Annotated in this window: 10 protein-coding genes; 9 read left to right on the forward strand and 1 reads right to left on the reverse strand. The window is 65.8% G+C overall.

Going from position 1 to position 11,478, the window contains the following annotated elements; genetic code table 11:
• The first annotated feature begins 207 nt into the window (after positions 1-207).
• From ACR9ZJ_RS17065 to gyrA, 7 genes are all read left to right on the forward strand, one after another.
• Entirely contained in the window at positions 208-2,577 is a 2,370-nt protein-coding gene (locus ACR9ZJ_RS17065) for a glycoside hydrolase family 3 N-terminal domain-containing protein (protein WP_481288423.1), read from the forward strand.
• 17 nt (positions 2,578-2,594) lie between these two features.
• Complete coding sequence (locus tag ACR9ZJ_RS17070; protein WP_481280642.1) at positions 2,595-3,533, forward strand: poly(R)-hydroxyalkanoic acid synthase subunit PhaE; 939 nt, start codon at positions 2,595-2,597, stop codon at positions 3,531-3,533.
• Positions 3,530-4,597 (forward strand): class III poly(R)-hydroxyalkanoic acid synthase subunit PhaC, encoded by a 1,068-nt coding sequence (locus ACR9ZJ_RS17075; protein ID WP_481288424.1) that lies wholly within the window; start codon positions 3,530-3,532, stop codon positions 4,595-4,597. Before ACR9ZJ_RS17070 ends, ACR9ZJ_RS17075 begins: the two co-directional genes overlap by 4 nt.
• Positions 4,594-5,100: a DUF2165 family protein gene (locus tag ACR9ZJ_RS17080; protein ID WP_481288425.1), complete on the forward strand. Its 507-nt coding sequence runs from the start codon at positions 4,594-4,596 to the stop codon at positions 5,098-5,100. Before ACR9ZJ_RS17075 ends, ACR9ZJ_RS17080 begins: the two co-directional genes overlap by 4 nt.
• A 141-nt stretch (positions 5,101-5,241) precedes the next feature.
• Positions 5,242-6,255, forward strand: coding sequence for an S-methyl-5-thioribose-1-phosphate isomerase (mtnA, locus tag ACR9ZJ_RS17085; protein WP_481288426.1), 1,014 nt, complete (start codon positions 5,242-5,244; stop codon positions 6,253-6,255).
• Positions 6,252-6,665, forward strand: coding sequence for a GtrA family protein (locus tag ACR9ZJ_RS17090; RefSeq protein WP_448097979.1), 414 nt, complete (start codon positions 6,252-6,254; stop codon positions 6,663-6,665). Before mtnA ends, ACR9ZJ_RS17090 begins: the two co-directional genes overlap by 4 nt.
• Positions 6,666-6,804: 139 nt before the next feature.
• Positions 6,805-9,447, forward strand: a complete 2,643-nt coding sequence (gene gyrA / locus ACR9ZJ_RS17095; RefSeq protein ID WP_481288427.1) for a DNA gyrase subunit A — start codon at positions 6,805-6,807, stop codon at positions 9,445-9,447.
• A gap of 122 nt (positions 9,448-9,569) precedes the next feature.
• Here gyrA and ACR9ZJ_RS17100 read toward each other — a convergent pair whose 3' ends face one another.
• Positions 9,570-10,052 carry a redoxin family protein gene (locus ACR9ZJ_RS17100; RefSeq protein WP_481280637.1) on the reverse strand — a complete coding sequence of 161 codons (483 nt, stop codon included), beginning with the start codon at positions 10,050-10,052 and terminating at the stop codon, positions 9,570-9,572.
• 157 nt (positions 10,053-10,209) lie between these two features.
• Here ACR9ZJ_RS17100 and ACR9ZJ_RS17105 point away from each other — a divergent pair, with 157 nt between their 5' ends.
• Complete coding sequence (locus tag ACR9ZJ_RS17105; protein ID WP_481288428.1) at positions 10,210-10,662, forward strand: Hsp20/alpha crystallin family protein; 453 nt, start codon at positions 10,210-10,212, stop codon at positions 10,660-10,662.
• Positions 10,663-10,753: 91 nt separating this feature from the next.
• Positions 10,754-11,478, forward strand: a 725-nt coding sequence (locus tag ACR9ZJ_RS17110) for a DnaJ domain-containing protein (RefSeq protein ID WP_481288429.1), incomplete at its 3' end; no start/stop codon positions are given.

The following is an 11,478-nucleotide window of genomic DNA, read 5'->3' on the forward strand; positions in this document are numbered from 1 at the left end:
TGTTGATGTTGTGTCGGGGAAGGGGAGTCGCGGGCTGCCATTCTCGTCGCTAAGTCCTCGTCCGGCCTTCGCCTCCCCCTGCCTCGACGCAACAATCAACACGATGGCGAAGCCGAGCCAGCAAGGTTTACCGGAACAGCTGCAAACGTTTACATTCCGGGGGTCATCCCCGTCGCTGAAAGCTGGCGACGCCTCCCCGGAGAATGCATGAGCTTCCGATCCCGTCCCCGCCTGTCCACGCGCATGCTCTCGCTCGGCGCATCGTTAGTCCTGGCCGGCGCCGCATGCGCGACATCGGCCGGTGATGCCGCTGCCGTTCCGGCCTCGAACACGCAGCTGGTTTCGCCGGAGATCGAGCGGAAGGTGGATGCGCTGCTGGCGCGGATGACCCTGGCCGAGAAGATCGGCCAACTCGTGCAGTACGGTGCGAGCGGCGCGGCCACGCCTGCCGACGGCGATGCGGTTGCCGTCAATCCGGAGACGCTCACACAAGTCGACGCGATGGCGCTGGCGCGGAAGGGCGAGTTGGGTTCGATGCTCAACGTCGTCGGTGCCGCGAAGACCCGGTCGTTCCAGGAGGCGGCGCTTGGTAGCCGCCTGGGTATTCCCCTGCTGTTCGGGGCCGACATCATCCATGGGTACCGCACCATCTATCCCGTTCCCCTCGGTCTGTCCGCGACGTGGGACCCGGCCCTGGTGCAGGAGCTTTCGCATATGGCCGCCGTGGAGGCGACCACCGGCGGCGTGAAATGGTTCTACTCGCCGATGGTCGACATCTCGCGTGACGCGCGGTGGGGGCGTTCGACCGAAGGCGCGGGAGAAGATGCCTACCTGGGCGCGGCCATGGCGCGCGCCTACATTCGTGGATACCAGGGAACGAGCCTGGCGGACCCGGAAAGCGTGGCGGCATCGGTCAAGCATTTCGCGGCGTATGGCGCGGCCGAGGCAGGTCGTGAATACAACACGACGGACATGTCGGACGTCCGTTTGCGCCAGGTATACCTACCGCCGTACCGGGCGGCTGTCGAAGCCGGCGCGGCGACGATGATGAGTGCCTTCAATGCGCTCAATGGCGTGCCTGCCACCGCCAGTCCGTATCTGATGACGGACATCCTGCGCAAGGAATGGGGCTTCGATGGTTTCGTGGTGAGCGACTTCACCGCCGTGATGGAATTGACCCATCATGGCATCGCGTTGGACGCCGCCACGGCGACCCGAAAGGCGCTGCAAGCCGGCGTGGAGGTGGACATGATGAGCCACTTCTACGACACCCAGATTCCGAAGCTGCTGGAGGAAGGCAAGCTGTCGATGGCGACCGTGGACGAAGCCGTAAGGCGGGTGCTGCGGGTGAAGTTCGCGCTGGGCTTGTTCGAGCACCCCTATGCCCGCGGCACCGAGGTGGTGCGGGCCGTCGACGCGCATCGCCCCCTCGTGCGGCGTGCCGCCGAGGAATCCTTCGTGCTGCTCAAGAATGGGGGGCCGGGCTCGGCGCCCGTGCTTCCGCTCGACCGTCGCGTGAAGACACTGGCGCTGATCGGCCCGCTCGCCGATGCGGCCAGCGAGATGCAGGGAGCCTGGGGCGGCGCCCAGCACTTCCCCGACGTGGTCACGCTGCGTGGCGGGCTGGCGGCGCGCATGAAGAAACAAGGCGGTGAACTGCTGTACGCGAAGGGCACCGACATCGAGACGGATTCCGAAGCGGGCTTCGCCGAGGCCATGAACGCGGCGGCCAAGGCCGATGTGGTGGTGATGGCGCTGGGCGAGTCGTCGCGCATGAGTGGCGAAGCCGGTTCGCGCGCGCACCTGGATCTTCCCGGCAATCAACAGGCCTTGCTCCAACGGATCGTCGCGACGGGAAAGCCCGTGGTGCTGCTGGTGTTCTCGGGCCGTCCCCTCGTGCTCGACTGGGCCGACCGGAACGTCCCCGCGATCATGGCGATGTGGTTCCCCGGGACGGAGGCTGGCAACGCGGTGGCGGAGGTGCTGTTCGGCGACGTCGCGCCCAGCGGCAAGCTGACGATGAGCTTCCCGCGAGCGGTGGGCCAGGAACCGCTCTACTACAACCAGTTCCCGACCGGCCGTCCGCCGGGCGATGCGGATCTGTCGAAACCGCCGTCGCACGGCACGGCCTTCATCTCGCGCTACATCGACGTGCCGAACGATGCGCTGTATGCCTTCGGCCATGGCCTGTCCTACACCACGTTCGGCTATTCGGACGTGCAGGTGTCGCGCTCTCGCGTGCCGTTGGCGGAAGCGAACCGTAAAAGCGCGAAGGACCTGGTCACCGTGACCGCCACGGTGAAGAACACCGGGCGCCGCGCCGGCACCGAGGTGGTGCAGCTCTACGTGCGCAACCTGGGTGCCAGCGTCGAACAGCCGGTCCGTAGCCTGCAGGGATTCCAGCGCGTGGCCTTGCAGCCGGGTGAGGCGAGGCGCGTGACCTTCCAGCTAGGCTTTCCCGAGCTGTCGTTCTGGAACGCGAAAAGCGAGGAAGTGGTCGAACCGACGCGGTACACCGTCTGGATCGGTGGCAGTTCCCTGGCCGACCAACAGGCGACGTTCGAGATCGCGCTCTGACGGCGTACCATACGCGCATGGCAGACAAACCGACCGACTTCATCGAACAGTACCAGGCCTTCATCCGCCAGGGCGTCGAAGCCTGGGCGAAACAGCTCGATCCGAAGGCCGCTCCCGCGGAGAGTTCGCCGGTGACCGATGTCATGGGGCGGCTTTTCGCCGGTCTCGGCGGCTTCGGCGATTGGATGCGATCCATCGCCGGTGGCGAGGCGCCCGCCGCGGCCTTTACCGGCGGTATGCCGCCATTCGGCCACGGACCCGGCGTGCCTCCCGACTTCGACGAATGGGCACGGGCCGCCAACGACACGCTGTCGATGCCGGCCTTCGGCCTGACCCGCGAGCAACAGGAAGAACAGCAGGCGCTGCTGCGTGCATGGATCGATTACGCCGGGCACTACCGGCGCTACCAGGCGCTGCTGCAAGGCGTGCACGAGCGGGCGAACGCGGCGTTGCGCGAACAGGCGCCGCCGACGGACGCCGATTCCATGCGCTCGGTCTACGATCGCTGGGTGAATCTCGCCGAGGAAAGCTATGCCGAAGCGGCGCTGTCGGCGGAGTTTCGCGAAGTGTATGCCGCGCTGGTGAATGCGCAAATGCGCCTGCGGGTGCTCCAGCAGCGGCAGGTCGAGCGGATGGCCGTGCAGGCGGGCATGCCCACGCGCAAGGAAGTGGATAGCCTGGGTGAGCGCCTGCAGGCCGCTCGCCGCGACTTGCGCCATATGCAGGGGCTGGCCGCCGAGGTCGCCGCCCTGAAGGCCGAGGTGGCCGAGCTTCGTGGCGCGAGGGAGGACGTAAAGACGGCCAAGCCCCGTGCACCAACGAGCAAGCCCGCGGCGACGGCGAAGAAGGTGGCCGCGGCGGCGAATCGCGCCGGTGGCATGAAGGCCGTGGCGAAGACGAAGCCCGCCTCGACGGCAGGCAAGCGTGGCGCAACTGCCAAGGGCAGGACACGATGAGCGCGTCTCCGTTCCCGTTCGATCCGGAACGGGCGCAGGCCGAGGTCGAGGCGTTCCGGCGCAAGCTGGAGGCCGGCCTGGAGACACTCAAGCGGGTGGGGCCGATCGAACTCGGTATCACGCCGCGCGAGGCGGTCTACACCGAAGACAAGCTGACGCTCTGGCATTTCAAGGGCGAGAAAACACCCACGGCGAAGGTCCCCTTGTTGATCTGCTATGCGCTGGTCAACACGCCATGGATGATCGACCTGCAGGAAGACCGGTCGATGGTGCGCAACCTGCTCGAACAGGGCGAAGACGTCTACCTGGTCGATTGGGGCTATCCGGACGGTGCGGACCGCTGGCTGACGCTTGAGGACTATATCGACGGCTACCTCGACCGTTGCGTGGACATGGTGCGTGAACGCCATGGCGTGGAGGCGGTGAATCTGCTCGGCATCTGCCAGGGTGGCGTGTTCTCGCTTTGCTACACGGCGCTGCATCCGGAAAAGGTGCGCAACCTCGTCACCATGGTGACGCCGGTGGATTTTCACACCCCCGACAACATGCTTTCGCACTGGGCGCGCAACGTGGACATCGACCTGTTCGTCGACGCGACCGGCAACGTGCCTGCCGATGTGATGAACTTCGCGTATCTCACCTTGAAGCCGTTGCGCCTGAACCAGCAGAAGTACATCGGCCTCGTCGATATCCTCGACAACCCGAAGGAAGTGGAAAACTTCCTGCGCATGGAAAAGTGGATCTTCGATTCGCCCGACCAGGCGGGCGAGGCGTTCCGGGAGTTCGCCCGCGACTTCTTCCAGAAGAACCTGCTGATCAAGGGCGAGGCGCGCATCGGTGGGCGCCGGGTCGATCTCAAGAACATCACCCAGCCGGTGCTGAACATCTATGCGGAGCAGGACCACCTGGTTCCGCCCGCGGCATCGGCTCCCTTGGGCAAGGCCGTGAGCAGCGACGACTACACCACGCTGGCTTTCCAGGGCGGGCATATCGGCATCTATGTCTCAGGACGTGCACAGAAGCAGGTGCCCCCGGCGATCCACGCATGGCTTGCCGATCGATGACGGTTCGGCTGGCGAAGTTCCTGCTCACCCTGGCGCTCGCCGCCTTCGCCTTCGTGGTGACCTACGGCAATCTGGTCGATTACGGTTCGAATTTCGCCTTCGTCCGGCACGTGCTGTCGATGGACACCACGTTCCCGGGGAACGCGCTGATGGGCCGTGCCATCACCAGCCCGGCCCTGTGGCATGTCGGCTACGGACTCATCATCGCGGCCGAGGGTGCGACGTGCGTGCTGTTGTCGCTGGGTGCGGTTGCGCTCTGGCGTGCCCGGCGCGCGAGTGGCGCCCGCTTCGACGCGGCCAAGCGCTGGGTGGTCGCCGGTTGCACGCTGGGTTTCCTTGTCTGGTTCTTCGGCTTCATGGTGGTCGGCGGCGAGTGGTTCGCCATGTGGCAGTCGAAGGTCTGGAACGGGCAGGAAGGGGCATTCCGGTTCTACATGGCGTTGCTGGGCGTATTGATCTTCGTGAACCAGCGTGACGGCGACCTGGAAGAGCATCGCCGCTGAAGCGGCTCCCACACCAGCTGTCCTGCTGGTGGGCTACCGTGGCGACCCATCGTCCACGGTGTGAGAACCGCTTCAGTTGTGGGAGCCGACCCTGTCGGCGACAGGCCCTCCCACAGCCGCACCCCATGCGATAATCACCGCATGAACTCCCACGCCTCCCACGATTCCATCCGTGCCGTGCAGTGGCACGGCGACCGCCTGCGCCTGCTCGACCAGCGCCGTCTCCCCGCCGAGGAGACCTGGTTCGATTGCACCACCTCCGACGACGTCACGCGGGCCATCCGCGACCTCGCGGTGCGCGGTGCGCCGGCCATCGGCATCGCGGCGGCCTGGGGCGTGGTGCTTGCGGCGAAGGCCGGCGTGGACCTGCCCGCGGCCATGTCCACCCTGCGTGCGGCGCGTCCCACCGCGGTGAACCTGATGTGGGCGCTGGATCGCATGAACCTGCGCATCCTCGAAGGTGCCGATACCGCCGTGCTCGAGCGTGAAGCCCAGGCGATCCAGGACGAAGACCTCGCCGCCAACCGGCACATGGGCGAGTTGGGCGCCGCGCTCATCGAGCCGGGCTCGCACGTGCTCACGCATTGCAATACCGGCTCGCTCGCCACGGCGGGCTATGGCACCGCGCTCGGCGTGATCCGCGCCGGCGTGGCCTCGGGCCACATCGAGCAGGTGTACGCCGGGGAGACGCGTCCCTGGCAGCAGGGCGCGCGGCTCACGATGTGGGAACTCGTGCGCGACGGCATTCCGGCAAAGCTCATCGCCGACTCGGCGGCCTCGCACCTGATGAAGGACGGCAAGGTGAAGTGGGTGATCGTCGGCGCCGATCGCATCGCCGCCAACGGTGACACCGCGAACAAGATCGGTACCTACCAGCTCGCCATCGCCGCGCGGCACCACGGCGTGAAGTTCATGGTCGTCGCGCCGTCCACCACGGTGGACATGGCGACCGCGACGGGTGCCGATATCGAGATCGAATTGCGCGACGCCACGGAATTGTTGTCGGTCTCGGGTACGCGTACGGTGATCGACGGCGCGGATGCATGGAATCCCGTCTTCGACGTGACACCGGCCGAACTGATCGACGCGATCGTGACCGAGCGCGGCGTGATCCTGCGGCCCGATGAAGAACAGATGCGGATCCTGTTTCCGTGACACGGCTGCGCCGCGAGGTCGCGCTGTTCGCGGTCGGCGGCATCCTCGGGCTGGCCGTCGACGCCGGCATCGCGCAATCGCTCGTCGGCCTGGCGGGCTGGAACGTCTATACCGCGCGTGTCGTTTCCTTCCTCAGTGCCGCCACCGTGACCTGGTGGTGGAACCGTACGCACACCTTCGCCCACCGCGATTCCGGTCGCGGCCACCGCGCCGAATGGCTGCACTGGATGGGCCTGATGGCGCTCGGCGCGGTGATCAACAACGGTCTCTACGTGCTGGCCTTCAAGGTGTTTCCCGCCTTGCACGCGTGGCCCGCGGTGGCCGTGGCGGCGGGCTCGGCGGCGGGTGCCGTCGCGAATTTCCTGCTGGCTCGCGCGGTGCTTTTCCGCACTGCCAGGACATCGATATAAGTCGTTGAATTTGCGTGGTTTTTTGCTGTCATTTCCACGCCCGATGTGATATCATCCCTGGGTTGAGCCGACGGCATCGCGCTAGCGCGATACATAGGGCCGGCGGGGGCATTTTCACGGACATCCAGGAAGCCGATTGATGGCAGAACTCGCCAAAGAAGTCATCCGCGTCAACATCGAAGACGAGATGCGCCAGAGCTATCTCGACTACGCGATGAGCGTCATCGTGGGGCGTGCGCTACCCGATGTTCGCGACGGCCTGAAGCCGGTGCATCGCCGCGTGCTGTTCGCGATGAACGAACTGGGCAATGCCTGGAACAAGCCGTACAAGAAGTCGGCCCGAGTGGTCGGTGACGTGATCGGTAAGTACCATCCGCATGGCGACGCGTCGGTCTACGACACCATCGTCCGCATGGCGCAGCCGTTCTCGCTGCGCTACATGCTGGTCGACGGCCAGGGCAACTTCGGTTCGGTCGACGGCGACAACGCGGCGGCCATGCGCTACACCGAGGTGCGCATGGCGCGCCTCACGCACGAGCTGATGGCGGACATCGACAAGGAAACCGTCGACTTCGGCCCCAACTACGACGAAAGCGAACACGAGCCACTGGTCCTGCCGACCCGCGTGCCGAACCTGCTCGTCAACGGCTCCGCCGGCATCGCCGTGGGCATGGCGACGAACATCCCGCCGCACAACATGACCGAGGTCATCAACGCCACGCTGGCGTTGATCGAGGATTCCTCGCTCGGCGTCGACGACCTCATGACATACATCCCGGGTCCGGATTTCCCGACCGCGGGCATCATCAACGGCTCGTCGGGCATCGTCGAGGCGTATCGCACCGGCCGCGGCCGCATCCTCGTCCGCGCTCGGACCGAGATCGAGACCGAGGCCAATGGCCGCGAGACGATCCTGGTCCACGAGTTGCCGTACCAGGTGAACAAGGCCCGCCTGATCGAGAAGATCGCGGAGCTGGTCAAGGAAAAGAAGCTCGAGGGCATCAGCGAACTGCGCGACGAATCCGACAAGGACGGCATGCGCGTCGTGATCGAGATCCGTCGCGACGCGATGGCCGACGTGGTGCTGAACAACCTGTTCCAGCAGACCCAGTTGCAGGTCACCTTCGGCATCAACATGGTGGCCTTGCTCGATGGCCAGCCGAAGCTGCTGAACCTCAAGGACATCCTCGAGGCCTTCATCCGCCACCGCCGCGAGGTGGTCACCCGCCGCACCATCTTCGAACTGCGCAAGGCGCGCCAGCGTGCGCATATCCTCGAAGGCCTCACGGTCGCGCTCGCCAACATCGACGAGATGATCGAGTTGATCCGCACGTCCGCGTCGTCGGCCGAGGCGCGCGAGCGCATGGTCGCCCGCCGTTGGGAGCCGGGCCTGGTGAAGGCCTTGCTCGCCGCCACCGGTGCCGCCGCTTCGCGTCCGGAAGACATGGACCCGCGCGACGGCCTGCGCGAGGACGGTTATCAGCTGTCCGAATCGCAGGCGACCGAGATCCTGCAGATGCGCCTGCACCGCCTCACGGGGCTGGAGCAGGAGAAGCTCTCCGACGAATACCGCGAGATCCTCGATACGATCCGCGGCCTGATCGAGATCCTCGAGAACCCGAATCGCCTGCTCGAAGTCATCCGCGAGGAACTCGAGCAGATCCGCACCGACTACGGCGATGCGCGCCGCACCGAGATCCAGCATTCGCAGGAGGACCTCAACGTCCTCGACCTCATCGCGCCGGAAGACGTGGTGGTCACGCTCTCGCACACCGGTTACATCAAGCGTCAGCCGGCCAGCCTCTACCGTGCGCAGAAGCGCGGCGGCAAGGGCCGTTCGGCCTCGGCGCTGAAGGACGAGGACGTCGTGCAGCAGCTGTGGGTGGTGAACACGCACGACACGCTGCTCACCTTCACCAGCACCGGCCGCGTCTATTGGCTCAAGGTCTACCAGATGCCGGAGGCCGGTCCGGGCGCACGTGGCAAGCCGATCGTGAACTTGTTGCCGCTGGGCGAGGGTGAGAAGGTGCAGGCGCTGTTGCCGGTGCGCGATTACGATCCGAATTGCTTCGTGTTCTTCGCCACCCGCAAGGGCACGGTGAAGAAGACGCCGCTGACCGAATTCGCCTTCCAGTTGCAGAAGGGCAAGGCCGCGATCAATCTCGAAGAGGGCGATGCGCTGGTCGACGTGGCGATGACCGACGGCGAGAGCGATGTGCTGTTGTTCGCCTCGAACGGCAAGTCGGTGCGCTTCGACGAAGGTAGCGTGCGTTCGATGGGCCGCACGGCCACCGGCGTGCGTGGCATGCGCCTGGCCGAGGACGCCGAAGTGGTGTCGCTGATCGTGGCGGCGGGCGAGGGCGATATCCTCACCGCCACCGCGCGTGGCTACGGCAAGCGCACGGCACTCGCGGAATTCCCGAAGAAGGGCCGCGGCACGCAGGGCGTCATCGCCATCCAGTGCTCCGAGCGCAACGGCAACCTTGTCGCCGCCGAGCAGGTCACGGAAACGCAGCAGCTGATGCTGATCTCCGACCAGGGCACCCTGGTGCGCACGCGTGTCTCCGAGGTGTCTCAGCTCAGCCGTAACACGCAGGGCGTCACCCTGATCAAGCTGCCGAAGGACGAGACGCTGATCGGCGTCGTTCGCCTGGAGGCCGAGGAAGAGATCGAAGGCGAGGGCGAGGGCGAAACGCCCGACGGCGAAGCCGCCGCCGACATGCCGCCGATCGAGAGCGGTCCCACGGGGGACGGCGATCCGGCCGAGCCTGGCGAAGCGTAAAAAAGAAAACCCGCGGCGACGCGGGTTTTTCTTTGCCCGGCGGTGGCTCGTCTCTGGGAGAGCGTCGCCGCTGAAGCGGCTCCCACACCTTTCAGCCGTGGGAGCCGACCCTGTCGGCGATATCAGGCGTCGATGGCTTCCAGCATCGCCTCGGCCGTCGACACGCGGAACTCGCCCGGTGCCTCGACCTGGATCGCCTTCACCACGCCATCCTCGGCATAAAGGGCGAAGCGCTTGGCACGGATGCCCATGCCGTTCTTCGTCCCGTCGAGCTCCAGGCCCAGTGCCTTGGCGAAGGTGGCGTTACCATCGGCCAGCATCAGGAGATCCTCCGGCACGCCTTGCGATTCGCCCCAGGCATGCATCACGAAGGCGTCGTTCACCGACATGCAGGCGACCTTGACCCCGCGCTCGCGGAAGTCCTCCATGTGCTGCACGAAACCCGGCAGGTGCTTGTTCGAACAGGTGGGCGTGAAGGCGCCCGGCACGGCGAAAAGCACGACCTTGCCCACGCCGAGAACCTCGGTGCTGCTGACGGTCTTGATGCCATCTTCGAAGATGGCGAGGGTCGCTTCCGGAAGTCGTTCGCCGACTGCGATAGTCATGGGACTGCCTCTTCAGTGGAAAGCGCCGAGTGTACGTCAAGGTTTGTCGAGCTGAAGAAACGGCAACCGGTGCACCCTCGCTCTTGAATTGCCCCGGGCCGGTCATATCTTGATCACCAGACGGCCACGGGGCCGAAACTTCTTTGGAGTCAAACAGATGAACCAGCTTCGTCAGGTATCGTTTCGCCGTGCGCCGGTGTTCGGCAGCGATGTCCGCAACGTGTTCGAGCATTTCTTCGGCGGCGATATCGCCGTGCCGGCCAGCACCGTTTCCAGCGCCTGGGCGCCGCGCGTGGACATCCGTGAAGAGGACGGGCGTTTCCTGATCCTGGCCGACGTGCCGGGCGTGGACCCTGCCGATATCGAGATCCAGATGGACAAGAACGTGCTCAGCATCAAGGGTGAGCGGAAGGCGTTCGCCAGCGAGGCCGAGGGTAAGTTCAGCCGCGTGGAACGTGCGGCCGGTGCGTTCAAGCGCAGCTTCACGCTCCCCGAGAGCGCCGATGCCGACGGGATCACCGCGTCGGGTGCCCATGGCGTGCTGGAGATCGCGATTCCGAAGAAGGCGCAAAGCGCCCCGCGTCGCATCGCCATTAACGCTGCGGGCTAAAACGGCCTAAGCTTAGCTGTCTGGCCCGTGGCGGACCCTGTCCGCCACGGGTGCTTCGTTTTTGGTTTTCGACACAAGCCCGGGAGAGCCTGTGGAGTTCAAGGATTACTACGAGACATTGGGGGTCAAGCCCGACGCGACCGACGCGGAGATCAAGGCCGCGTACCGCAAGCTTGCCCGCAAGTACCACCCCGACAAGAACAAGGAAGCCGGTGCCGAAGAGAAGTTCAAGGCGGTCAACGAGGCCAACGAGGCCCTGAAAGATCCCGAGAAGCGCCGCGCCTACGACCAGCTGCGCGCCGGCGGATACCGCCAGGGCGAGCAGTTCCGTCCGCCGCCGGGCTGGGGTCAGCAGGGCAACGGCTTCGACTTCGGCGACATGGGTGGTCGCGGTGGCGGCGATTTCAGCGATTTCTTCGAGAGCCTGTTCGGTGGCGGCGGTCGTGCCCGCGGTCACCAGCCACAGGCGCGCCGTGGGCGCGATATCCAGGCCAGGATCGAGACCGACCTGCAAACCGCCTACAACGGCGGCAAGACGCGCGTGGTGCTCAACGACTCCTCGGGTGGCGAACGCGTGCTCGAGGTGAAGATTCCCGCTGGCATCACGTCCGGCCAGACCATCCGGCTTGCCGGGCAGGGACATCCCGGCTCGTCCGGGGGCCCCTCGGGCGACCTGCTGCTCGAGATCGCCATCCGGGACGACGCACGCTTCCGGCTGGATGGACGCACGGTGACCCACGTCCTGCCGATCACGCCCTGGGAGGCCGCGCTGGGGGCTACCGTGCCCGTGCCGACACCTGTCTCTTATACACATCT

This window comes from Luteibacter sp. KNZ12-1A, from assembly GCF_056755675.1.

Bases quoted from the DNA above. Each gene is read 5' to 3' on its own strand.
- ACR9ZJ_RS17065 (WP_481288423.1), top strand. From the start codon at position 208: ATGAGCTTCCGATCCCGTCCCCGCCTGTCCACGCGCATGCTCTCGCTC.
- ACR9ZJ_RS17070 (WP_481280642.1), top strand. From the start codon at position 2,595: ATGGCAGACAAACCGACCGACTTCATCGAACAGTACCAGGCCTTCATC.
- ACR9ZJ_RS17075 (WP_481288424.1), top strand. From the start codon at position 3,530: ATGAGCGCGTCTCCGTTCCCGTTCGATCCGGAACGGGCGCAGGCCGAG.
- ACR9ZJ_RS17080 (WP_481288425.1), top strand. From the start codon at position 4,594: ATGACGGTTCGGCTGGCGAAGTTCCTGCTCACCCTGGCGCTCGCCGCC.
- mtnA (WP_481288426.1), top strand. From the start codon at position 5,242: ATGAACTCCCACGCCTCCCACGATTCCATCCGTGCCGTGCAGTGGCAC.
- gyrA (WP_481288427.1), top strand. From the start codon at position 6,805: ATGGCAGAACTCGCCAAAGAAGTCATCCGCGTCAACATCGAAGACGAG.
- ACR9ZJ_RS17100 (WP_481280637.1), bottom strand. From the start codon at position 10,052: ATGACTATCGCAGTCGGCGAACGACTTCCGGAAGCGACCCTCGCCATC.
- ACR9ZJ_RS17105 (WP_481288428.1), top strand. From the start codon at position 10,210: ATGAACCAGCTTCGTCAGGTATCGTTTCGCCGTGCGCCGGTGTTCGGC.